The sequence below is a fragment of the Telluria sp. Soil_C_11 genome (assembly GCF_057657395.1).
Genome location: NZ_JBDGIN010000018.1, coordinates 41,643 through 62,443, shown reverse-complemented (window position 1 = coordinate 62,443; position 20,801 = coordinate 41,643). Strand labels below are relative to the sequence as shown.

At 68.4% G+C, this 20,801-nt stretch carries 24 protein-coding genes; 17 read left to right on the top strand and 7 right to left on the bottom strand.

Annotation, left to right across the window (positions count from 1 at the left end):
* Positions 1–27: 27 nt before the first annotated feature.
* Entirely contained in the window at positions 28–1,227 is a 1,200-nt protein-coding gene (locus AC3A6M_RS21510; RefSeq protein ID WP_487854759.1) for an MFS transporter, read from the top strand.
* Between the two features lie 77 nt (positions 1,228–1,304).
* Here the strand turns inward: AC3A6M_RS21510 and AC3A6M_RS21505 are convergent, their stop codons facing one another.
* Both AC3A6M_RS21505 and AC3A6M_RS21500 read right to left on the bottom strand, forming a co-directional pair.
* Positions 1,305–3,005, bottom strand: coding sequence for an MFS transporter (locus tag AC3A6M_RS21505; protein WP_487854758.1), 1,701 nt, complete (start codon positions 3,003–3,005; stop codon positions 1,305–1,307).
* Positions 3,006–3,164: 159 nt separating this feature from the next.
* A complete protein-coding gene (locus tag AC3A6M_RS21500; protein WP_487854757.1) occupies positions 3,165–4,187 on the bottom strand; it encodes a tyrosine-type recombinase/integrase in 1,023 nt (340 codons plus the stop codon).
* Positions 4,188–4,417: 230 nt separating this feature from the next.
* Between AC3A6M_RS21500 and AC3A6M_RS21495 the strand changes: the two genes are divergently transcribed.
* Genes AC3A6M_RS21495 through AC3A6M_RS21485 form a run of 3 tightly spaced genes read left to right on the top strand, consistent with a single transcriptional unit; the run spans position 4,418 to position 6,455 of the window.
* Complete coding sequence (locus AC3A6M_RS21495; protein WP_487854756.1) at positions 4,418–4,720, top strand: Dabb family protein; 303 nt, start codon at positions 4,418–4,420, stop codon at positions 4,718–4,720.
* 11 nt (positions 4,721–4,731) lie between these two features.
* Positions 4,732–5,514: an SDR family oxidoreductase gene (locus AC3A6M_RS21490; RefSeq protein ID WP_487854755.1), complete on the top strand. Its 783-nt coding sequence runs from the start codon at positions 4,732–4,734 to the stop codon at positions 5,512–5,514.
* A 23-nt stretch (positions 5,515–5,537) separates the two neighbouring features.
* Positions 5,538–6,455 (top strand): SDR family oxidoreductase, encoded by a 918-nt coding sequence (locus tag AC3A6M_RS21485; protein ID WP_487854754.1) that lies wholly within the window; start codon positions 5,538–5,540, stop codon positions 6,453–6,455.
* Here the strand turns inward: AC3A6M_RS21485 and AC3A6M_RS21480 are convergent.
* A complete protein-coding gene (locus tag AC3A6M_RS21480) occupies positions 6,406–7,332 on the bottom strand; it encodes a LysR family transcriptional regulator (RefSeq protein ID WP_487854753.1) in 927 nt (308 codons plus the stop codon). The genes AC3A6M_RS21485 and AC3A6M_RS21480 overlap by 50 nt on opposite strands.
* Before the next feature lie 133 nt (positions 7,333–7,465).
* On the opposite strand from AC3A6M_RS21480, the gene AC3A6M_RS21475 reads away from it, so the two are divergent.
* From AC3A6M_RS21475 to AC3A6M_RS21455, 5 genes are all read left to right on the top strand, one after another.
* The gene (locus tag AC3A6M_RS21475) at positions 7,466–8,836 is read left to right on the top strand and encodes an MFS transporter (protein ID WP_487854752.1); all 1,371 of its coding nucleotides are present in this window, start codon (positions 7,466–7,468) and stop codon (positions 8,834–8,836) included.
* Between the two features lie 91 nt (positions 8,837–8,927).
* Positions 8,928–9,251: a hypothetical protein gene (locus AC3A6M_RS21470; protein ID WP_487854751.1), complete on the top strand. Its 324-nt coding sequence runs from the start codon at positions 8,928–8,930 to the stop codon at positions 9,249–9,251.
* A 116-nt stretch (positions 9,252–9,367) separates the two neighbouring features.
* Positions 9,368–9,964 (top strand): TetR/AcrR family transcriptional regulator, encoded by a 597-nt coding sequence (locus AC3A6M_RS21465; RefSeq protein WP_487854750.1) that lies wholly within the window; start codon positions 9,368–9,370, stop codon positions 9,962–9,964.
* 81 nt (positions 9,965–10,045) lie between these two features.
* A complete protein-coding gene (locus AC3A6M_RS21460) occupies positions 10,046–10,759 on the top strand; it encodes an SDR family oxidoreductase (RefSeq protein WP_487854749.1) in 714 nt (237 codons plus the stop codon).
* Positions 10,760–10,782: 23 nt separating this feature from the next.
* Positions 10,783–10,983 (top strand): hypothetical protein, encoded by a 201-nt coding sequence (locus AC3A6M_RS21455; RefSeq protein WP_487854748.1) that lies wholly within the window; start codon positions 10,783–10,785, stop codon positions 10,981–10,983.
* Here the strand turns inward: AC3A6M_RS21455 and AC3A6M_RS21450 are convergent, their stop codons facing one another.
* From AC3A6M_RS21450 to ygfZ, 3 genes are read right to left on the bottom strand one after another with little or no spacing between them, the layout of a single operon-like run.
* The gene (locus AC3A6M_RS21450; protein WP_487854747.1) at positions 10,984–11,727 is read right to left on the bottom strand and encodes an NRDE family protein; all 744 of its coding nucleotides are present in this window, start codon (positions 11,725–11,727) and stop codon (positions 10,984–10,986) included.
* Positions 11,718–12,035, bottom strand: coding sequence for a DUF4936 family protein (locus tag AC3A6M_RS21445; RefSeq protein ID WP_487854746.1), 318 nt, complete (start codon positions 12,033–12,035; stop codon positions 11,718–11,720). The genes AC3A6M_RS21450 and AC3A6M_RS21445 overlap by 10 nt, the downstream gene beginning before the upstream one ends.
* On the bottom strand, positions 12,032–13,099 hold the full coding sequence (gene ygfZ / locus AC3A6M_RS21440; RefSeq protein ID WP_487854745.1) for a CAF17-like 4Fe-4S cluster assembly/insertion protein YgfZ: 1,068 nt from the start codon (positions 13,097–13,099) through the stop codon (positions 12,032–12,034). Before ygfZ ends, AC3A6M_RS21445 begins: the two co-directional genes overlap by 4 nt.
* A 112-nt stretch (positions 13,100–13,211) precedes the next feature.
* Between ygfZ and mltG the strand changes: the two genes are divergently transcribed.
* The 5 genes from mltG to AC3A6M_RS21415 are packed head-to-tail and all read left to right on the top strand — an operon-like array spanning position 13,212 to position 16,805.
* A complete protein-coding gene (mltG, locus tag AC3A6M_RS21435; RefSeq protein WP_487854744.1) occupies positions 13,212–14,219 on the top strand; it encodes an endolytic transglycosylase MltG in 1,008 nt (335 codons plus the stop codon).
* Positions 14,216–14,842, top strand: coding sequence for a dTMP kinase (gene tmk / locus AC3A6M_RS21430; protein WP_487854743.1), 627 nt, complete (start codon positions 14,216–14,218; stop codon positions 14,840–14,842). Before mltG ends, tmk begins: the two co-directional genes overlap by 4 nt.
* Entirely contained in the window at positions 14,833–15,873 is a 1,041-nt protein-coding gene (locus tag AC3A6M_RS21425) for a DNA polymerase III subunit delta' (protein WP_487854742.1), read from the top strand. Before tmk ends, AC3A6M_RS21425 begins: the two co-directional genes overlap by 10 nt.
* Before the next feature lie 10 nt (positions 15,874–15,883).
* Positions 15,884–16,270 carry a PilZ domain-containing protein gene (locus tag AC3A6M_RS21420; RefSeq protein WP_487854741.1) on the top strand — a complete coding sequence of 129 codons (387 nt, stop codon included), beginning with the start codon at positions 15,884–15,886 and terminating at the stop codon, positions 16,268–16,270.
* Positions 16,271–16,283: 13 nt separating this feature from the next.
* The gene (locus tag AC3A6M_RS21415; RefSeq protein ID WP_487854740.1) at positions 16,284–16,805 is read left to right on the top strand and encodes an N-acetyltransferase family protein; all 522 of its coding nucleotides are present in this window, start codon (positions 16,284–16,286) and stop codon (positions 16,803–16,805) included.
* 10 nt (positions 16,806–16,815) lie between these two features.
* Here the strand turns inward: AC3A6M_RS21415 and AC3A6M_RS21410 are convergent, their stop codons facing one another.
* A complete protein-coding gene (locus AC3A6M_RS21410) occupies positions 16,816–17,019 on the bottom strand; it encodes a hypothetical protein (RefSeq protein WP_487854739.1) in 204 nt (67 codons plus the stop codon).
* Between the two features lie 217 nt (positions 17,020–17,236).
* Here AC3A6M_RS21410 and AC3A6M_RS21405 point away from each other — a divergent pair, with 217 nt between their 5' ends.
* The 3 genes from AC3A6M_RS21405 to AC3A6M_RS21395 all read left to right on the top strand — a co-directional run bounded on the left by AC3A6M_RS21405 (position 17,237) and on the right by AC3A6M_RS21395 (position 20,761).
* A complete protein-coding gene (locus AC3A6M_RS21405; RefSeq protein ID WP_487854738.1) occupies positions 17,237–19,237 on the top strand; it encodes a PKD domain-containing protein in 2,001 nt (666 codons plus the stop codon).
* 81 nt (positions 19,238–19,318) lie between these two features.
* Positions 19,319–20,101, top strand: coding sequence for a TatD family hydrolase (locus AC3A6M_RS21400; protein ID WP_487854737.1), 783 nt, complete (start codon positions 19,319–19,321; stop codon positions 20,099–20,101).
* 3 nt (positions 20,102–20,104) lie between these two features.
* Positions 20,105–20,761 carry an ankyrin repeat domain-containing protein gene (locus AC3A6M_RS21395; protein ID WP_487854736.1) on the top strand — a complete coding sequence of 219 codons (657 nt, stop codon included), beginning with the start codon at positions 20,105–20,107 and terminating at the stop codon, positions 20,759–20,761.
* Positions 20,762–20,801 lie beyond the last annotated feature (40 nt).

Here is a 20,801-nt window from a genome sequence, read left to right as displayed (position 1 = left end):
GGTATCCCGATCGATTCCGAGCCCCACGTGAAAAATGCCCTCCTGATCGCGACCGCCTGCCTGCTCGGCCTGCTGTCGACGACCGGCGCTTCGCTGCCTTACCCGATCCTGCCGCCGCTGTTCGTGAGCGGCGGGGCGGACGGCCTCACCAACTTCCTCGGCCTGCCGCCCAAGCTGCTGTTCGCCATCGCCCTGATGGTCAACCCGGTCGGGCTGCTGATCGGCACCGCCGTGCTGGGCTCCCTGTCCGACCGCTTCGGGCGCCGCCCACTGTTGCTGTGGACCGCGGGCGGGGCGGCCGTCGGCCATGTGCTGACCGCGTGGGCGCTGTCGGTGCGGTCCTATCCGCTGTTCCTGGCGGCGCGTTTCGCCACCGGCCTGCTGGAAGGCCAGGGCGCCATCGTGCGCGCCATGCTGGCCGACCGCCTGCAGGGACCGGTGCGCAACCATGCGATGTCCTGGCTGAACGGTTCCTTCACGCTGGGCTGGCTGTTCGGACCCCTGCTGGCCGGGCTCACGATCGGTTTCGGCATCACCGTGCCGTTCTACATCGCCGCCGCGGCGCTGCTGCTGGGGACCGTGCTGGTGGCGGTCACGCTGCAGCCCGAGCCCTTCAGCCACGGCCCGGGATGGTGGGCGGTGGCGCGCGAACGCCATGCCTTCAACCTGCTGCGCCACAACGGCCTGCGCACCCTGTTCGTGGTCCAGCTGGCCTATACCTGCGGCGTGACCGCCTTCTACGAGTTCTACCCGCTGTGGCTGGTGGAGGTCGGGCGCTACGATACCCGCGCGATCTCGCTGGTGAACGTCGGCATGTGCGCGCTGATGAGTTTCACGGCCCTGTTCGCGGGTCGCCAGAACCGCGACGAGCCGCTGCGCCGGGCCGCCTTCCTCGCGACCGGTGTGGCGCTGGCGATCGCCTCGCTGGGCACCGGCCAGCTGTGGATCGGCCTGGCCGGCATCATGCTGTTCGGCCTGCCGCACGCCTGCTACAACGCCGTGATCCAGGTGTGGGCGGCGGACCGCTTCGGCGGCCATGGCCAGGGCGCTGTGATGGGGCTGCTGTCGACCACCTTCTGCCTGGCGAACATCCTGATGGCGGCGGCGGGGGCGGTGCTGACTTTGTTCGATACCCGCCTGGTGCTGGTCGCCGGCGCGCTGCTGACGGCGTGGGCGGCGTTCCGGATGCGCAGCTGGAGCCGGGCGGGCCAGCTGGCCGGGCAATAAAAAAGGTGGGCACGCCATGCCCACCCTGCGTTTGACCGTAGGGTGGGCACACCGTGCCCACCATCCATCCGCCGCGCTTAATCGCCGGCGTAGATATCGTTGTTCTTGGTTTCCCGCACGAACAGCATGCCGATCACGAAGGTGATGGCGGCGATCACGATCGGGTACCACAGGCCGTAGTAGATGTCGCCCTTCGCCGCCACCAGCGCGAACGAGAAGGTCGGCAGGAAGCCGCCGAACCAGCCGTTACCGATGTGGTAGGGCAGGGACATCGAGGTGTAGCGGATACGGGTCGGGAACATCTCGACCAGCATGGCCGCCACCGGGCCGTAGACCATGGTCACGTACAGCACCAGCACGAACAGCAGCAGCACCACCATCGGCTTGTTGATGGCGGCCGGATCGGCCTTCGCCGGGTAGCCGGCGGCCTTCACGGCGGCGCCCAGGTCCTTCTTCAGGGCGGCGTCCTTGTCCTTGCTGGCCTTGTCGAAGTCGCGCCCGTCCGGGGTCATGGTGGCGTTGAAGGACGGGTAGACCTTGTCGCCGATGTGCACGCTGGCGACGGTGCCGGCCGGCGCATCCTGGCGCGTGTAGCTGACCGAGGCGGCGGTCAGCTGGGCGGTGGCGATGTCGCAGGACGACGGGAACTTCTCGGTGCCGGTCGCCTTGAACTGGAAGTGGCAGGAGGCCGGATCGGCCACCACCACCACCGGCGAGCTCTGCAGCGCCGCGGCCAGGGCCGGGTTGCCGTAGCTGGTCAGGCCCTTGAAGATCGGGAAGTAGGTCAGGGCGGCGATCAGGCAGCCGGCCATGATGATGCCCTTGCGCCCGATGCGGTCGGACAGCGAACCGAAGAACACGAAGAAGGGCGTGGCCAGGGCCAGCGCGATCGCGATCAGGATGTTCGCCGTGGCGGCGTCGATCTTCAGGGTCTGGGTCAGGAAGAACAGCGCGTAGAACTGGCCGGTGTACCAGACCACGGCCTGGCCCATCACCACGCCGAACAGGGCCAGCAGGGCGATCTTGGCGTTACCCCAGGTCAGGAAGGCTTCCGACAGCGGCGCCTTCGAGGTCTTGCCCTCGGCCTTCATCTTGGCGAAGGCGGGCGACTCGGCCATCGACATCCGGATCCACACGGAAATGCCGAGCAGGAGCACCGAGACCAGGAAGGGGATGCGCCAGCCCCAGTCGTCGAAGGCCTTGGTGTCCATCGAGGTGCGCACGCCCAGGATCACCAGCAGCGACAGGAACAGGCCGAGCGTGGCGGTGGTCTGGATCCAGGAAGTGAAGAAGCCGCGGCGGCCTTCCGGTGCATGCTCGGCAACGTAGGTGGCGGCGCCGCCATACTCGCCGCCAAGGGCCAGGCCCTGCAGGATGCGCAGCGAGACCAGGATGATCGGCGCGGCGATGCCGATCGAGGCGTAGCCCGGCAGCAGGCCGACGATGAAGGTGGAGCCGCCCATGATCAGGATGGTGACCAGGAAGGTGTACTTGCGGCCGATCATGTCCCCCAGGCGGCCGAACACCAGCGCGCCGAACGGGCGCACCAGGAAGCCGGCGGCGAAGGCCATCAGGGCGAAGATGAAGGTGGTGGTCGGGTCGCCGACGAAGAACTGCTTGGCGATGACGGCCGCGAGGGAGCCGTAGAGGTAGAAGTCGTACCATTCAAAGACGGTGCCGAGGGAGGATGCGAAGATGACCTTCCGCTCTTCCCGTGTGAGTCCGCCAGCGGTAGGCGCTGCCTTCCCGCCGGCTGTCATGCCGGGTGTGATAGCCATTGTGGTCTCCGTAGTGAGTTGTTATGTCAATGGATAGCCGATGTTTACGCCAGCTACGGGTGCGACTCTGCGCCGCGAAGCTTACGCGATGCTTGCTCCAAACTTACACGAAACTGACGGGAGGGCCCGCCTGCCGCGTCCCCATGCACAGGGGGTGATTCAGGCGTCCGTGGCCTTTGGACCGGATTCAGGCGCCGGGGTTTCCGGGTTTTCCGGATTCACGTTGGCGTACTTGTAGGCCTCGGCGGAGCGCTCCAGCGCCAGTCCCAGCGCGGCGGTGAGCTCGCTCTGGGGCGTGCCCTGGCGCAGTTGCTGGGAAGCGAAGGTATTGCGCAGGGTGCGTCCGCCGGCGCGCGGCACGGCCAGCCCGGCGCGCTCGAAGGTCGCCTTGACCTGGCGGTAGACGGTGGCCTTGTGCAGCGGCTCGCCCTCCATATTCGCGGGAAACACCAGCTCGCCGGGAATGTTCAGCGCCTCGCGTTCCGCCAGCCAGGCCATCAGTTCGGCCACGCCTTCCTTCGGCAGGGTGGTCTTGTGCTCGTAGCTGGTGCGGTGCTTGTGCTCGGGCGTGATGTCGAGGGACAGGCCGCCCTCGACGTCCGGCTGGCGGCCGACCTCGCTCATCAGCAGGCCGATCGCCTCGGCCACGCGCAGTCCGGCCAGCGCCATCGTCACCTGCATCGCGCGGTCGCGGCGGCGCTTCCAGCCGGCGGCCTTCCCATCCTCGTCGCCCTTGCGGCCGGGCAGGGCGGCCAGGAAGCGTTCCAGTTCGTCCGCGTTCAGGGCCGTCATCGGCGCGTCGCGGGCGATCTGGGCGCGGTCGATGCCGACGATGGCGTCGCGCGCCGGGTTGGGCGCGCGCTCCAGGTAGTCGTAGCAGCGTTCCAGCAGGCGCAGGTAGCGGTAGGCGATCTTGCTGTTCAGGTCGCGATGGCCGTCGTGCGCCAGCTGGACGAAGCGGTGCAGGTCGCGCGCCGTCACCGTCGACATCTTCAGGCGCTCCTCCAGCATCCAGGCCGCGAACTTGCCGAACATGAAGCGATAGATGGCGGCCGACTCGGGCGACACCGGCTTCGGAATGAGGTCGCGCTGGCGGCTCGAGGTCAGGACGAAGTCGGGCGTGGCGACGAAGCGGGCGAAGCGGTTGACGGGATCGGCGTCCCAGGCGGCGAGTTGGCTCATGCCGACATTCTGCAACTAACCGAGTGGGCTTGCAAATGGCAGGAGTGCGCAGCCAGGGCGCCCCGGCCGCCGACGTTCGCCAGCATTTATTTGCAACTAACCGACAGACGGCCAGATACCAACCCACAACCCCCGCCACCAGCGCGAGCGGGGCGGCCCTCGCCATCCCGCCAGCGAAGCGTTATCCTGAGGGCTATCTTGTCAACCATTCATAGATCAGGAAGAACGCCATGCTGAAGCACATCGTCATGTGGAAACTGAAGGAACACGCCGAAGGCGCCGACCGCGCCGCCAACGCACGCGAAATGAAGCGCCGGCTGGACGAATGCGCGCATATCGTGCCCGGCATCCTGAAGTTCGAAGTCACCCTGGCCCAGCCGGGCCTGGAGGCGACCTATGACGTGGTGCTGTATTCCGAGTTCGAAAACAAGGCCGCGCTCGAGGCTTATGCGCAGCATCCGACCCACCAGGCCCTGATTCCCTTCATCGGCGCGATCCGCGAGGGGCGCCAGTGCATGGACTACGAAGTCTGACGGGGCCCGCCGTGCGCACGGTCGGGGAACTGTTTTCGCTGGCGGGCAGGACCGCCGTCGTGACGGGCGGCTCGCGCGGCCTGGGCCTGCAGATGGCCGAGGCGCTGGGCGAGCAGGGCGCGCGCGTGCTCGTCTGCGCGCGCAAGCAGGCCGAGCTCGACGACGCCTGCGCCCACCTGGCGGGGCGCGGCATCGAGGCGGCCAGCCTCGCCGCCGACCTGTCCGACGAAGCGGCGGTTGCCGCCTTCGCCGACGAGGCGCTGCGGCGCCTCGGCCAGGTCGACATCCTGGTCAACAACGCCGGCGCCACCTGGGGCGCGCCGGCCGAGGATTACCCGCTCGAGGCCTGGGACAAGGTGATGAACCTGAACCTGCGCAGCATCTTCCTGCTGTGCCAGGCCTTCGGCAAGCAATCGATGATTCCGCACGGCCGGGGACGCATCGTCAACATCGCCTCGATCGCTGGCCTGGCCGGCAACCCGCCGGGCACGATGCAGACCATCGCCTACAACACCTCGAAGGCGGCGCTGATCAATTTCACGCGGACCCTGGCCGGCGAATGGGGGCGCTACGGGATTACCGTGAACGCGATCGCGCCGGGGTTCTTTCCGTCGAAGATGACAAAAGGCATACTGGCAGCGGTGGGCGCAGAGACGCTGGCGCAGCAGGCGCCGCTGGGCCGGCTCGGCGACGACGAAGACCTGAAGGGCGCGGTGGTGCTGTTCGCGTCCGACGCGGGCAAGCACATCACGGGACAGGTGCTGGCGGTCGACGGCGGGGTCTCGGCCGTCTGATCTGCGCGGCGCGGGGAGGAGACATGGAACGGTTCGAAGGACGGGTCGCCGTCATCACGGGCGCGGCGAGCGGGCTGGGGCGCGAGTTCGCGAACACTGCGGCGGCGCTCGGCATGAAGCTGGTGCTGGCCGACGTCGACGCCGACGCGCTGGAACGCGCGGCCGCGGAGTTGCAGGCCGGCGGCAGCGAGGTGCTGGCGATGGTGGTCGACGTCAGCAAGCGCGAGCACGTCGAGGAACTGGCGGACGCAGCGATGATCCGCTTCCGCGGCGTGCACCTGCTGTTCAATAACGCCGGCGTGGCCGCGGGCGGGCTGGTCTGGGAAAACAGCGAGGCCGACTGGGAATGGGTGCTGGGCGTGAACCTGTGGGGCGTAATTCACGGCGTGCGCGTGTTCACCCCGATCATGCTCGAATGCGCGCGCCGCGAGCCGGGCTACGAGGGCCACATCGTCAACACGGCTTCGATGGCGGGCCTGCTGAATCCGCCGGGGATGGGCGTCTATAACGTCTCCAAGCACGCGGTGGTGGCGCTGTCCGAGACCCTGTTTTACGACCTCGACCTGGTCGGCGCACCGATCCGGGCATCGGTGCTGTGCCCGTATTTCGTGCCGACCGGGATCGGCCGCTCCGACACGCACCGGCCGCACGAACTGGACAGCGGGGCGGCCCCGACCGCCAGCCAGCGGACCGTCCAGGCCATGGTGAACCAGGCGGTCGAGGCCGGTAAGGTGTCGGCCGCCGAGGTCGCGCGCATCACCTTCGATGCGATCCGCGAGGGCCGCTTCTACATCTACTCGCATCCGCAGGCGCTCGGCAGCGTGGCCCGGCGCATGGAGGCGATCCTGGCAGGCGGACAGCCGGCCGATGCCGATACCGCGGCGGCGCAGATCAACCAGGCGCTGAAGGCGCAGTTTCAGGGGACGCCGAAGCGGCGCTGAGTTCCAGCATCAGGCCGCGCAGCCAACGGTGCGCCTGGTCCGCGTCCATGCGCGGATGCCACAGCATCGACACCGCGATGCCGGGCAGCGCGAACGGCAGGGCGAAGCCGTGCAGGCCTTCGCGCAGCCGGCCGGTGTGCCGTTCGGGAACGGTGGCGACCAGCTCCGTGCCGCGCGCCAGTGCGAGCGCGGCCGCAAAGCCGGCGACCGAGGCGGCGATGCGGCGCTCCAGGCCGAGCGTGGCCAGCGCCTCGTCCACCGCGCTCCGCCCGCGCCCGCGCCGCGTCACCAGCACGTGCGCGGCGGCCGCATAGCGCGCCGGCGTCACCTCTCCCTCGCCCAGCGCGTGGCCGGTCCGCACCACGCCGATGAGACGGTCTTCGAACAGGATACGGGTGCGCAGCTCGGGACTGGCGGCATGCCCGACCACGCCGGTCTCGAGGTCGACGCTGCCGTCGCGCAGCGGCGCGCTGTCCTTGTCCTGCTTCGGCACGAAATGCAGGCGCACCCCGGGCGCTTCGGCGGCCACGCGCGCGACCAGGGCCGGGCCGAAGTTCTCGACGAAGCCGTCGCTGGTGCGCAGCGTGAAGGTGCGCTCCAGCTTGCCGAGATCGAGCGGCGCGGCGGGGCTGAGCACCGTCTTCGCTTCCTCGACCAGCGCGCCGGTGCGTGCGCGCAGCTCCAGCGCCCTCGGTGTGGGCGCCAGTCCACGCCCGGCCCGCACCAGCAGCGGGTCGCCGGTGACTTCGCGCAGGCGCGCCAGGGCCCGGCTCATGGCGGACGCGCTCAGGCCCAGCCGGCGCGCGGCGCGCGCGACGTTGCCCTCGGCCAACAGCACGTCGAGGGCGATCAGGAGGTTGAAGTCGGGCGTCGTCATCGCTCTACCATAGCATGTCCGGAATCAGGCATGGCGTTCCATGCACGAATCGATTGCAATCGCTGCGTCTTCCGCCATGCCTGCCGGCGGGCTAGGCTTTCTGGGTCGACTTGACGATCGAAAGGACAATCCCATGAACCCGAAACCGCAAGCGGCCATCCTGGCCAGCCTGTGCTTGTGCGCCTTGCTGTCCTCGCTGGGCACCAGCATCGCCAACGTGGCCCTGCCGGCGCTGGCGCAAGCCTTCGGCGCGGCGCTGCCAGCCGTGCAATGGGTGGTGCTGGCCTACCTTCTGGCGGTATCGGCCCTGGTGGTGGCGGCCGGGCGGCTCGGCGACCTGGTCGGGCGGAAGCGTTTGCTGCTGGCCGGAATCCTGCTGTTTGGCCTGGCGGCCGGCCTGGGCGCCGCCGCCCTGACGCTGCCGGTCTTGATCGCGGCGCGTGTCCTGCAGGGAGCCGGCGCCGCGGCGATGATGGCGCTGACCCTGGCGGCCGTGCGGGATGCGCTGCCCGAGGAAGCCACCGGACGCGCAATGGGCATGCTGGGGACGGTGTCGGCGGTGGGCACGGCGGTCGGGCCGTCGCTGGGCGGCGTCCTGGTGGGCGGCCTCGGCTGGCGGTCGGTGTTCCTGGTCCAGGCCGTGCTCGGTCTTGCCGCGCTGGCCTGCGCCGCCCGTTTCCTGCCTGCCGGCATGCGCGCCCGCACCAGGCCGCGCTTCGACCATGCCGGCACGCTGCTGCTCGCGCTGACGCTCGTGCTGGCCGCACTGGCGATGACCGCCGGCGGGCCGCGCGGCCTGTTCCTGGCGGGAGCCGCCGCCGGCGCGGTCCTGTTCGCGATCGCCGAATGGCGCAGCCGTGCGCCGCTGGTCGACCTGCGCCTGTTCCGCGAGCCCGTGCTGGCGGCCGGCTTCGCCATGAGCCTGCTGGCGACCACGGTGGTCATGGCGACGCTGGTGGTGGGGCCGTTCTACCTGTCGGGCGTGCTGGGACTCGGGGCCGGGCGGATGGGAGTGGCGATGGCGGCCGGACCGGTGGTCGCCGCGGCCGCCGGCGTTTCCGCAGGCCGCGCAGTCGACCGCTACGGTGTGCCGCCCGCCATCCTGGCCGGCCTGCTTGCCATGGAGCTCGGCGCCTGCCTGCTGCGGGCTGCTCCACCGGCGACGACAGGCGCCTACATCGCATTGCTGGCGGTGCTCACCGCCGGCTACGCGTTGTTCCAGGCGGCAAACAACACGGCCGTGATGGCCGCCGCGTCGGCCGCCGACCGGGGCCTCGTTTCCGGACTGCTGAACCTGTCGCGCAACCTTGGCCTGATCGCCGGCGCCTCTGCCATGGGCACGGTTTTCCTGCGCAGCGCCGCGCATGGTTCCCAGCAGGGCGCAGGCGTCGATGGATTCCGCGCCTGCTTCGGCCTGGCGGCCGTGCTGCTGTGCCTGGCCCTCGCCGCCGCCACGGCCTTGATGATCCGGCGGCAAGTGCCGGCTGGGGAGCCGCTTCCGTGATCGTCCTACAGGCGCGTGAGGTGTCTTCCTATTCGACTGACGGGCCGGAGCGCTAGCATTGGCCTATCGCATATCGCACCAGGAGGACACCATGGTTGACAAGAATGGCAAGGCGCAGGAAGGCAAGCAGGACATGCCGGAGCAGAACCGAAGCGGCGCCCGCGACGGCCAGGGCGCATCCGTCGGCTCCAGCCAGTCTGGCGGCGGCGAAGGCGCCGGCCGCAGCCGCCAGGGCGGTTTCATCCATAGCTCGCCGGACGCCAATGTATTCCCGGCCGGCGCACCGCAGAGCGACCGTGGCGACGCGGGCAGCAGGGCGGGCGACTCGGCCGCCGGCACGCCGGACGAGGGCAAGCTCGGCGGCTCGGGCGGTACGTCCGCGAGCGGCACCACGGGTAACGATCCGGACCGCTGACAAGTCTGCACATGGCCGGTGCTCCAGGCGGCGCTCCGGCCATGCCTGCATGGTGGCTTGACCCTGGCGTGGACGCGGTATAATATGACGATCATCATATTGTTAGATCCGCGACCATGTCCGCCACCCGATCCTCCCGCCACCAGCAATCCCACGAGCGCATCCTGGACGCCGCCGCCCGCGCCGTGCGCCGCGCCGGCGTCGGCGGAGTCGGCGTGGCCGAGGTCATGAAGGAAGCCGGCCTGACCCATGGCGGCTTCTACGCCCACTTCGCATCGCGCGATGCCTTGCTGGCCGATGCGCTGGAGCACGCCGGCATGCAGAGCAACCTGCGGGTGCGCGAACGCATGCGCGCACGCATGGAAGCCGGCGAGTCCCCATTGCGTGCGCTGGTGAGCGAATACCTGTCCGAACCGCACATGGATGCGCTGGAACTCGGCTGCCCGGTGGCAGCGGTCGGTTCCGACATGCAGCGCGCCCGGGACGCCCTGCGCGAGGTGTCGCAGCGCCGCGTGCGCGGGTTGGCCGCGCTGGTCGCGGAAGCCTTGCCGCCGGAGTCCCCGGCCGGCAGCGCCTGGACCATCGCCGCTACCCTGGTCGGGGCGCTGCAGATGGCCCGGGTGCTGGGGCCGCAAGATGGGGGACAGGAGGTGTTGCAGGCATGCCGGGAAAACCTGCTTGCCCAGTACGAGCGCCCCGGCCGCCTGGCTTGAGGCGCAGGCAGATGGCCGCGCCCGGGAGGCCGGCTTTTTTTGCATCTGAAATATGATGCGCATCATATAGAAAGGGAAGCCATGAAACTCGACAACGCAATCGTCCTCGTCACCGGCGCCAACCGCGGCCTTGGCGAGGAATTCGCCCGCCAGGCGCTGGCCCGCGGCGCCCGCAAGGTCTATGCCGCCGCGCGCGACCCCGGCGCCGTGAAGCTGCCCGGCGTGGTGCCGCTGCGCCTGGACGTCAACGACCCCGCACAGGTACGCGACGCGGCCGCCGCCTGCGCCGACGTCACGCTGGTGATCAACAACGCCGGCATCGCCAGCCCCGGCAGCCTGCTCGAGGAAGACAGCATCGACGCGCTGCGGCGCATGATGGATACCAACGTCTACGGCATGCTGCGCGTGAGCCAGGCCTTCGCCCCGGTGCTGGCGGCAAACCGCGGCGGCGCTTTCCTGAACGTGCTGTCGGTGGCAAGCTGGATCAGCACGCCGGGCCTGGCCGCCTATGCGGCGACCAAGTCGGCGGCCTGGAGCGTGAACAATGGCTTGCGGATCGCGCTGAAGGAGCAGGGCACCCAGGTGCTGGGCCTGCACGTCGGCTTCGTCGACACCGACCTGACGCGCGGCATCGATCTGCCGAAGCTGGCCCCGGCGGAGGTGGTGTCGCGGGCCTATGCCGCGCTGGAACAAGGGAAAAGCGAGGTGCTGATCGACGAACTGTCGGAGAACGTCAAGCGCGGCCTGTCGCAGGAGCCCGGGATCTACCTGGACGTGGTGCAGCGCCCCGCTTGAGCGGAGCGTGTTAGCATCGCCGGATGGAAAAACGCACCGACTACAAGACCGCCCTCCTGATCGAGGCCGTGATCCACGAAGCCGGCGGCATCGGCACGCCGGCCGCGGCGCGCCGGCTGGCCGAGATCGGCGTGCCGCTGGAGGTGGCGATGCGGGTGCTCACCAGGCCGGTGGAGCGCAGGCAGCAGTTCGAATCGCCGTTCATGAAACGCGAGTCGACCTGACTAGCAGGGCTGCAGCACCCGCTCGTGCAACTCCGGCTCGCCCTCCGCGTGGAGCTGCACCACGGTCGAGGTACGGGTGCCGTAGCCCTCGATCTCGATGCACACCGCCGACAGCTGGCGCTCGACCTCGATCGGCACGCCGGTATCGGGCAGGCGCAGGTCGGGCGCGCGGGTCGTGTCGGCCAGCATCTCGAAATAGGCTTCCTCGGGCGCTCCCTGCAGCAGCAGGCTGGCGAAGGTTGCCTTGGTCCGCACCACCTTCGGCCAGGGCGCGTTCAGCAGGCCGTTCGAGACCCCGTAGATGCCCGGCTCGAGGGCCTTGCCGTTGCGCGGATCGTCGCCGGCGCGGTTCGAGAACCAGTACAGGGCTTCGCGGTCGCCCAGGATCAGGTTGAAGCCGTTGTAGCGCGCCGCGCTTTCCGCGATCTGCGCCAGGTAGGCCGGCGCGTCGAGCTCGCCCTTGAGGAAATCGGCAACCAGGGCGCCGCGCGTGGGCGCATCGCTGCGCCGCTCGCCGGGCGCGCGGATATTCGTCAGCGCGGCGAACTTCGGGCCGTTCGGACCGGTCCGGGTCACTCCCATCCAGCTGCCGCCTCCCTGCAGATCGCGGCCGGCGATGATGTTCGGGTTTTCCGGCCATGGGCCGGCCGGGGTGGCGGGACGGTCATAGAATTCGTCGCGGTTGGCGCAGGCGATCAGGGGCACGCCGGGAATCACGCGCCAGGCGAAGACGATCAGGCACATGGGCTGGGCTCCGGAGTCAGGTCGACGAATACCTCGGCGCGGCGCGGGCCGCTGATCAGCCCATCGAAGCCGGCCTGCGCCGCGGCGCGCTCGAGCTCGTCCGCGAAACCGTCAGGCACGCCCGGGTAGACTTCCATCCAGGTCTGCAGGCCGTCCCTGGTCTCGGGCCGGCGCATTAGCTGCAGGGCCACGCCATCGCTGGCGGCCAGCGCCGCCTGCATGGCGCGCACGCGCGGCGCGAGCGCGGCGGCGTCCTGCTCGCGCACCTTGTAATAGACGTACAGGTCCATCATCGCGCGCGGCGTCACGCTTCCTGCGCGTCGAGGGCGTAGGGCAAGGGCAGGAAGGCCAGCGCGGTGCCGCCGGCCGCGCCGTGGCGCACTTCCTGGTCCAGCGCGGCCACCTTGATCTCGACCAGGGCGTCGGCGCCTCCCCGGCCGTTCGGCGCCGCATTCACGATCATGCCGGACGGCTGGCCCGGGTCGTCCATCGCGTAGACCTCGTCGCCGGCGCGTACGGCGGCGTTGGGCAGGGTGGCCAGCGCCATGCGGCGCTTCAGCTTGCCGAGGTACTGGCTGCGGGCGACGATTTCCTGGCCCGGATAGCAGCCCTTCTTGAAGTTCACGCCGCCGAGCAGCTCGAAGTTGACCATCTGCGGCACGAACTGTTCCTGGGTCGGCTGGGTCACCTGCGGCACGCCGGCGTGGATCCCGGCCAGGCGCCAGGCGGCATTGCCGCCCAGTTCCAGGGTGTCGCGCAGTTGCGGCAGCGCGGCGCGCGCGGTCTCGCCCGAGGTGATCCACAGGTAGCGCGGGGCGTCCAGCGCATCGGCCAGGCGGATCACCGTGCCGAAGGCGCCGTCGAGCTTGCCGTAAGGGGCGGCGGGCAGGGCGCCGACATGCCGCGCCAGCGCCTCGCCGGCCTTGGCGCCCGCCAGGCCGAGGACGGCGGCGGTGGCCGCTTCGTCGGTGGCGTCGCGCAGCTTCGCCTTGGCGCGCAGCACGAACATGCTCAGGCGCTTCTGCAGCGGCGCCTGGATGGCGCGCGGCAGCTGCAGGTAGATATCCCGGTTTTCCGGGCCACCGCGCCACATCAGGAAGGTGGCTTGCAGGCGGCCTTTCGGCGTGCAATAACCGGCCAGGCGCGCCTCGTTGGCGCCCAGGTGTTCGACGTCGTTGGTCAGCTGGCTGTGCAGGAAACTGGCGGCGTCCTCACCGGCGACGGCGATGAGGCCGAGGTCGGTGACCGGCGCCACGACGCCCGCGGCGAGGTCGGCGGCGGAAAGGGTCTTGCCGAAGTCTTCGATCTGGCTGGCGTCGTCCTGGTGGAAGCGGGCGCCGAGCGAAGCGAGGTAATCTATCCAGTTATTCATAAAATGCGCGTGTCAAAATCCGAACTATTTCCCGATTAGGCTTTATCATTACGGCCTCATTATAGAGTTGTCGACAAAATCGCGCCGGGCACGGCGCAAAACCAGAATTCACATGGCACTAATAAGAAAACTCATCGTCACGGGCGTGATCGTGTCAGTCGCGGCCGTCGGCGGCTTCCAGTGGTGGGCGGGCCAGCCGATCACCGCAGCGAGCAGCCCCGTCATTCCTTTCGCCATCGCCCAGGGCAGCGGCGTGGCCGGCGCCGCCCAGCAGATGGCCACTTCCGGCGTGCCGATCAACGGCTTCCTGTTCGGCGTGCTGGCGCGCGTGACCGGCAAGGCCGGCCAGATCAAGGCCGGCAGCTACGAGCTGAAGCCCGAGACCACCCCGCGCCGCCTGCTCACCCAACTGGTGCGCGGCGAATTCGCCCAGGAATCGCTGACCATCATCGAAGGCTGGACCTTCCGCCAGATGCGCCAGGCCATCGACGCCGCGCCGAACCTGAAGCACGAGACGGCCAGGCTGTCCGACAAGGAATTGCTGGCCAAGGTGGCGCCGGAAGCGAAATACGCGACCGCCGAGGGTCTGTTCTTCCCGGACACCTACCTGTTCGCCAAGAATTCCAGCGACCTGCAGATCTACAAGCAGGCGCACGAGATGATGATGAAGCGCCTGAAGGCGGCCTGGGAAAAGCGCGAGCCGAACCTGCCGTACACCGATCCTTACCAGGCCCTGATCATGGCTTCGCTGGTCGAAAAGGAAACGGGCCAGAAGGCCGAGCGCTCGATGATCGCCGGTGTGTTCGTGAACCGCCTGAAGACCGGCATGCTGCTGCAGACCGATCCGACCGTCATCTACGGCATGGGCGAGAAGTACGACGGCAAGATCCACAAGAAGGATCTCGAGACCGATACCCCGTACAACACCTATACCCGCGCCGGCCTGCCGCCGACCCCGATCGCGCTGCCGGGCGTGGAATCGCTGGCCGCGGCCCTGACCCCGGCCAAGACCGATGCCCTGTATTTCGTCTCGCGCGGTGACGGCACCAGCCATTTCTCGGTCAACCTGAACGAGCACAACAAGGCCGTGAACCAGTACCAGCGCCAGGGATCCAAATGACCGGTCCAGCTTTTACCCCGGGTCGCTTCATTACCTTCGAAGGCATCGACGGCGCCGGCAAGTCGACCCACATCGGCTGGGTCACCGAGCTGCTGGCGAATGCCGGCAAGACCGTCGTGTCCACGCGCGAACCGGGCGGCACGCCGCTCGGCGAAAAGCTGCGCGAGCTGCTGCTGCACGAAAAGATGGACCTCGAGACCGAGGCGCTGCTGATGTTCGCCAGCCGCCGCGAACACATCGCCCAGGTGATCGAACCGGCCCTGGCGCGCGGCGACTGGGTCCTGTCCGACCGCTTCACCGATGCCAGCTTCGCCTACCAGGGCGGCGGCCGCGGACTGCCGCGCGCCAAGCTCGACGAGCTGGAGCGCTGGGTGCATCCACGCCTGCAGCCCGACCTGACCCTGCTGTTCGACGTCCCTCTGGAAGTGGCGCGCGAGCGGCTGGACGCCACCCGGACCCTCGACAAGTTCGAATCCGAAGAGGCCGCGTTCTTCGAGCGCTGCCGTAATGAATACCTGCGCCGCGCCGCCGCGAGTTCCGGGCGGATCGTGGTCATCGACTCGACCCGCTCGATCGACGAAGTCCGCGCCTCCTTGCGCGCGGCACTGGAGAAATGGTTGTGACGATTTATCCGTGGCAGGGAGAGGCCTGGGCGCAGCTGCAGCAGATGCGCGCCCGCCTGCCCCATGCGATCCTGTTCTACGGCCCGGCCGGCATCGGCAAGGCCGACTTCATCGAAGCCTTCGCCCAGGCTTTGCTGTGCGAAAACGTGCGTCCCGATGGCCATGCCTGCGGCGAGTGCGCGTCCTGCGGCTGGTTCACCCAGGGCAACCACCCGGACTACCGCCGCGTGCGCCCGGAAGCGATGGAAGACGAAGCCCCGGCGGCCGAGGGCGAGGAAGCGGGCGAGGCCGACAAGAAGTCAAAATCCTCGAAGACCGCCTCGAAGGACATCAAGATCGAGCAGGTGCGCGCGCTGGCCGACTTCATGAACATCTCGACCCACCGCCAGGGCTTGCGCGTGGTCGTGCTGTATCCGGCCGAGGCGCTGAACATGCCGGCCTCGAACGCACTGCTGAAGACGCTGGAAGAACCGCCGCCGGGCACCGTATTCCTGCTGGCATCGAACGGCCTGGACCGTCTGCTGCCGACGATCCTGTCGCGCTGCCGCAAGTTTGCCCTGCCGATGCCGGACCATGCCGCGGCCCTGGCCTGGCTCGAAGCCCAGGGCGTGCAGGACGCCGACGGCTGGCTGCGCGAACAGGGCGGGGCGCCGCTGGCGGCGCTCGGCCAGGCCGAGACCGGCAGCCGCGAAGAGCTGGATGCCCTGCTGCAGATCCTGGCCCAGCCCAGCGTCGATGCCGCGTTGCGTGCTGCCGACAAATTGAGCAAAGCGCCGCTCGCATCCCTCGTCGCGTGGCAGCAAAGATGGCTGTATGACGTGTTTTCGTACAAGCTGTCCGGCACGATCCGCTATTATCCGCGGTATCGCCAGCAGCTTGCGAACCTGGCCGGGCGCGTGCACACGGCCAGGGTGATGCAGGCGATCAAGTCGACCAACGACCGGCGCGCGGTGGCGGATCACCCGCTGTCGCCGAAATTGTTTGTCGAAGACATGTTGCTTGATTACACTGCTTGCTGCACAGCATCATGAAAGGAATCCGATGAACGGCTTGCCGACCGACCCAAACGCTCCGCTCGCGCCCCAGGCGCCACGGCCGTCCGTGCTCTCGCTCGCCATCAAGGAAAAGGCGGCGCTGTACGCCGCCTACATGCCTTTCCTGAAGAACGGCGGCATGTTCGTGCCGACCAACAAGCCGTACAAGATCGGCGACGAGATCTACCTGATCCTGTCGCTGATGGACGACCCGAACAAATACCCGATTGCCGGCAAGGTCGCCTGGATCACGCCGGCCGGCGCCAACAACAACAAGGCGCAGGGCATCGGCGTGCATTTCCCGGCCGACGAGACGGGCCAGCGCGCCCGGCTGCGCATCGAAGAAATCCTGGGCGCGGCGCTGCGGTCCTCGCGCGCCACCCACACCCTGTAATCATTTGATTTTTATGCCGTCGTACGTACACCGCATCGCCCGCATCGAAGACCTGCCCGTCATCGTCGATATCTACAACTCCACCATCGCCTCGCGCGAAGTCACCGCCGATACCGAACCGATCACGGTCCAGTCGCGCGAGCAATGGTTTGCCGACCACACTCCGGAACGCCGCCCGCTGTGGGTCATCCATGACGCCGACGACACCTCGGAGAACCCCGCCGTGATCGGCTGGTGCTCCTATTCGAATTTCTACGGCCGCCCGGCGTATTCCGGCACCGCCGAAGTGTCGATCTACATTGCCGAGGCATGGCGCGGCAAGGGCATTGGCCGCTATTGCCTGGAGCAGGCGATGGCCTTCGCGCCGAACATCCAGGTCCACACCCTGCTGGGCTTCATCTTCGGCCACAACGCGCCCAGCCTGGCCCTGTTCCGCAAGTACGGCTTCGAGACCTGGGCGAATTTCCCGCGCGTGGCCAACCTGGACGGGATCGAGCGCGATCTGATTATCCTCGGCAAGCGCGTCGTCGAATAACGCGTTGGATTCAGTCGCCCGGACCTTCTCCGGGCATCGTATCCGCCATCAGCCGCAGTTCTTCCGGCGTCAGTTCTTCCGGTTTCTTGTCGGCCAGGCCGTCCAGATCCGGATGCTTGTCGGGCTCTGCCTGCTGCCGGGACTGGTCGGACTGGGCTGCCGTCTGCTCATTGCCGGGCGGGACGGCCTGCTGGTTCTGCTGTTCGGTATTCATGATCTTTCCTCTTGACTGTCATTGCGACCGAGTTTGGCACAGAGGCAGCGCCGGCGGCGTCCCGTTCATCCGCAGCTCCGCTGGAAGCGTCATACGACTGGCCAGCTTGAGTTAAAACATGGTTTCTGACCCGATTTGCATGATCGGGCGCCAACTTCGTTCTCCTTCTCCGCGCGATCATCGTGGTCCGGCAATCCCCATCGTGCAAGGAGAGATCATGCTGCACATACATGGATCGGAAGCACTGAAGGAGAGGCCTTCCTACCGCTGGCTGCCCTGTCTGCTGGGCGGTCTCGCGCTGGGCGGTCTCGCGCTGGGCGGCGCAGCCCTGGCCGGGCAGGACGGCGTCGGGGGCGCGGCGGCACCTGCCGTCGCCGCGCGCACGACGTACCGGGTCACCCAGCTTGGCAGCGGCATGACCGTCGCACTGAAGATCAATGCCGGCGGGCAGGTGGCGTTCAGCCGGGCCGCGGACGCCTTTTCCGATATCGACGCCTGGTTCTACGATGGAAAGCGCGTGCGGCACATCGTCCCGCCCGCCGGCGGCGCGTTCGTCAACGTCACCGGACTGAACGATGCCGGACAGGTGACCGGCGACTTCATCGATCCCGCCGGCCACCGGCACGGTTTCGTCTGGCGGAAGGGTTGCGGCATGCGCGACCTGGGCACGCTTCCCGGCGCCACCGACACCTTGCAGCCTGTTATCAATAATCGCGGCGAGATTGCCGGCACCTCGGGCGGCGAAGCGCTGCCGCCCCCGAAGGCCTTCCGGTGGACCGCCGCTGGCGGGATCCAGAGCCTGGGCGCCCTGACGAGCGGCGCCGACGCCAGTTCCTATGGCCGGGCAATCAACGACGAGGGCATGATCGCCGGCGATTCCCTCGCTTCCATGGGCACGGGGAATGTCTACCACGCCGTCGTATGGACGCGCGCCACCGGCATGGTCGATATCGATACGCTCGGCAACCATGCGTCGTCCGCGGTCGCCATCGGCGCGCGGGGACAGGTGGCCGGAAATTACACCAACCCTCCCGATAACATCAACCACGCCTTCATCTGGACCCGGGAGCTGGGCATGCGGGGGCTCGGGACGGCGGGCGGGATCGGCGCGGACGTGGTCGGGATGAGTCTGGGCGGGCGGATCGCCGGCGCCATCGACCTTGCCGGCTTCCAGCAGCACGCAATGACCTGGACCCGCGCCGGCGGCATGGTCGATCTCGGGACACTGGGCGGCCAGGCATCCGTCGCGCTCGCGGCGAACGACAGGGGCCAGGTGGTGGGCCGCGCCGATTTGCCGGGCGGTACGGAAACGCATGCCTTCGCCTGGACGTCGCGGGAAGGCATGGTCGACCTGAACACGCGCCTGCGCGGTGCGCCGGCCGGGCTGGTCCTGTACCAGGCCGACGGCATCAACGACAACGGGGCCATCGTGGCGGAATCGAACACGGGACCGGTGCTGCTGACGCCGGATGGCGGTTCCGGCCATGGACACGTCTCCGGTCCGATCGCCAGCCCGGATGTCGTCCGGGCCGGCACTGCGTTCGTGGCGTCGCTGGCCTTCGCGGCCGAGGACCCCGGCGCCAGCCATCGGGTCGGCTGGTCATGGGGCGACGGCAGCGAGCTTCAGACCGTGCCGGTGAGCGAACGTAAGGGCGAAGGAAGCGCCGTCGCCAGCCATGCCTACCAGGCCCCGGGCGTCTACACGATGACGGCCACGGTCGCCGACGCGAGCGGGGAACGTATGGCCGTGAGCCGCAAGATCGTCGTGCTCGACCCGGACGGCGGATTTGCCGGCGGCACCGGTTCGACCATGGCGCCGCCGGGCGCCAGGATGCCGGCCACCGTCGCGGGCAAGGCGAGTTTCAGTTTCCTTGCGCCGCTGACGGTGCGGGCCCAGGGCGTCAAGGCGCAGGCCGGCCTGGGCGTCGACGCTGCCGGGCTGAGCTTTCGCAGCACGGACATCCGGCTGCTCGGTAGTGAGGGAGGCCGGGCGCGCTTCGCCGGCAGCGGCACGCTCAATGGCAAGGGCGGGTACCGGTTTTCAATGGCCACGACGGCCGGCGCGGCTGGCGGTAACGGCGAGCCCGGGCGCTTTGGCCTGAAGATCTGGCATCACGACCCCGCCACGCACACCGAGGTGGTTGACTACGACAACCTGGGCGCGGCGGACGGTGCCGCGAGCCATGTCTTGGTCGAAGGAAAGATCGTCGTGGAATAGCAAACGCACGGCAGGCGGCACGGCAGACGGGACGGCCAGCGGAGCGGGGCAAGCCCGCGCTGCCTCGCGTACAATGGCGGGATGTACATCGATTCACATTGCCATATCAATTTCCCGGAGCTGGCCGCCCGCATGCCCGAGATTCTCGCCAAAATGGCGGAGAACAAGGTCGACAAGGCGCTGTGCGTGTCCGTCAACCTGCCGGAATTCCCCAGCGTGCTCGTCCTGGCCGAGCAATATCCGCACATTTACGCGTCGGTCGGCGTCCATCCCGACTATGAGGACACGCCCGAGCCGAGCGTCGAGGAGCTGGTCCGGCTTGCCGACCACCCGAAGATCGTTGCCATCGGCGAAACCGGGCTGGACTATTACCGCCTCGAAGGCGACCTGGAGTGGCAGCGCACGCGCTTCCGCACCCACATCCGGGCGTCGCGCGAAACGCGCAAGCCGCTGATCATCCATACCCGCTCGGCCAGCGCCGACACCATCCGCATCCTGCAGGAAGAGGGCGCGGCGGTCGACAAGGGCGGCGTGGCCGGCGTGATGCATTGCTTTACCGAGACGCTGGAAGTGGCGCAGGCCGCCATCGAGATGGGTTTTTACATCTCTTTCTCCGGCATCGTGACCTTCAAGAGCGCGAAAGACCTGCAGGCGGTGGCCCAAGCACTTCCGCTGGACCGCATCTTGATCGAAACCGATTCGCCCTATCTCGCGCCGGTGCCCTACCGTGGGAAAATGAACGAACCGGGTTTCGTGCCCCATGTGGCCGAGTTCATCGCCACGCTCAAGGACGTGCCGCTGCGCGAGGTCGCGGAGCGCACCACGGACAACTTCCACAAGCTGTTTAACGTACCGAGGGACTGAACCATGATGCAGCGTCGCGGTTTTCTTCGCCTGAGCGCCAGGGCATTCCTTGCTGGGATCGTCGTGGCCGCCTTTCCTGGAACTGCGGCGCTGGCCGCCACGTCCGCGCAAGTGGCCGAATTTTTCCGCGCGGTGCAGATCGACGATCCGAACACGGTCAAGACCCTGTTGGCGGCGGGCGTGGACCCGAACCAGCCCAACCCCGTCGGTGGTGAGCCGGCGCTGGTGCTGGCCGTGCGCGAAGGCTCGATGCGGGTGTTCCGTGCGCTGCTGGACGTGCCCGGCATCCAGGTCGACGCCCCGGCCCTGAACGGCAATACGGCCCTGATGATGGCCGCCTTCAAGCACAACCAGCCGGCCGCGGAAGCGCTGCTCACGCGCGGCGCGGCGGTCAACCGCCCGGGCTGGACGCCGCTGCACTATGCGGCCGCCAGCGGCGACGAAGCGATCGCCCGCCTGCTGATCAAGCGCGGCGCCAGGGTCGACGCCGTGTCGCCGCCAGCCAGTGGCGGCATGACTCCGCTGATGATGGCCGCGCGCGAGGGCCATCCGGACATGGTGGCCTTCCTGACCGAGCAGGGCGCGAATCCCCAGCTCAGGAATACCGAAGGCTTGGCCGCCGCGCAGATCGCGGAGCGGGCCAGGACGGCGCGTCAGTAGTTAATATCCGGGCAAGCCCAAGCAGCAAACTGGCGCGGAA

What these genes read in the sequence shown, in the direction of transcription:
- AC3A6M_RS21505 (WP_487854758.1), bottom strand. Translation starts at nt 3,005, where the DNA reads ATGGCTATCACACCCGGCATGACAGCCGGCGGGAAGGCAGCGCCTACC.
- AC3A6M_RS21500 (WP_487854757.1), bottom strand. Translation starts at nt 4,187, where the DNA reads ATGAGCCAACTCGCCGCCTGGGACGCCGATCCCGTCAACCGCTTCGCC.
- AC3A6M_RS21495 (WP_487854756.1), top strand. Translation starts at nt 4,418, where the DNA reads ATGCTGAAGCACATCGTCATGTGGAAACTGAAGGAACACGCCGAAGGC.
- AC3A6M_RS21485 (WP_487854754.1), top strand. Translation starts at nt 5,538, where the DNA reads ATGGAACGGTTCGAAGGACGGGTCGCCGTCATCACGGGCGCGGCGAGC.
- AC3A6M_RS21480 (WP_487854753.1), bottom strand. Translation starts at nt 7,332, where the DNA reads ATGACGACGCCCGACTTCAACCTCCTGATCGCCCTCGACGTGCTGTTG.
- AC3A6M_RS21475 (WP_487854752.1), top strand. Translation starts at nt 7,466, where the DNA reads ATGAACCCGAAACCGCAAGCGGCCATCCTGGCCAGCCTGTGCTTGTGC.
- AC3A6M_RS21470 (WP_487854751.1), top strand. Translation starts at nt 8,928, where the DNA reads ATGGTTGACAAGAATGGCAAGGCGCAGGAAGGCAAGCAGGACATGCCG.
- AC3A6M_RS21465 (WP_487854750.1), top strand. Translation starts at nt 9,368, where the DNA reads ATGTCCGCCACCCGATCCTCCCGCCACCAGCAATCCCACGAGCGCATC.
- AC3A6M_RS21460 (WP_487854749.1), top strand. Translation starts at nt 10,046, where the DNA reads ATGAAACTCGACAACGCAATCGTCCTCGTCACCGGCGCCAACCGCGGC.
- AC3A6M_RS21455 (WP_487854748.1), top strand. Translation starts at nt 10,783, where the DNA reads ATGGAAAAACGCACCGACTACAAGACCGCCCTCCTGATCGAGGCCGTG.
- AC3A6M_RS21450 (WP_487854747.1), bottom strand. Translation starts at nt 11,727, where the DNA reads ATGTGCCTGATCGTCTTCGCCTGGCGCGTGATTCCCGGCGTGCCCCTG.
- ygfZ (WP_487854745.1), bottom strand. Translation starts at nt 13,099, where the DNA reads ATGAATAACTGGATAGATTACCTCGCTTCGCTCGGCGCCCGCTTCCAC.
- mltG (WP_487854744.1), top strand. Translation starts at nt 13,212, where the DNA reads ATGGCACTAATAAGAAAACTCATCGTCACGGGCGTGATCGTGTCAGTC.
- tmk (WP_487854743.1), top strand. Translation starts at nt 14,216, where the DNA reads ATGACCGGTCCAGCTTTTACCCCGGGTCGCTTCATTACCTTCGAAGGC.
- AC3A6M_RS21425 (WP_487854742.1), top strand. Translation starts at nt 14,833, where the DNA reads ATGGTTGTGACGATTTATCCGTGGCAGGGAGAGGCCTGGGCGCAGCTG.
- AC3A6M_RS21420 (WP_487854741.1), top strand. Translation starts at nt 15,884, where the DNA reads ATGAACGGCTTGCCGACCGACCCAAACGCTCCGCTCGCGCCCCAGGCG.
- AC3A6M_RS21415 (WP_487854740.1), top strand. Translation starts at nt 16,284, where the DNA reads ATGCCGTCGTACGTACACCGCATCGCCCGCATCGAAGACCTGCCCGTC.
- AC3A6M_RS21410 (WP_487854739.1), bottom strand. Translation starts at nt 17,019, where the DNA reads ATGAATACCGAACAGCAGAACCAGCAGGCCGTCCCGCCCGGCAATGAG.
- AC3A6M_RS21405 (WP_487854738.1), top strand. Translation starts at nt 17,237, where the DNA reads ATGCTGCACATACATGGATCGGAAGCACTGAAGGAGAGGCCTTCCTAC.
- AC3A6M_RS21400 (WP_487854737.1), top strand. Translation starts at nt 19,319, where the DNA reads ATGTACATCGATTCACATTGCCATATCAATTTCCCGGAGCTGGCCGCC.
- AC3A6M_RS21395 (WP_487854736.1), top strand. Translation starts at nt 20,105, where the DNA reads ATGATGCAGCGTCGCGGTTTTCTTCGCCTGAGCGCCAGGGCATTCCTT.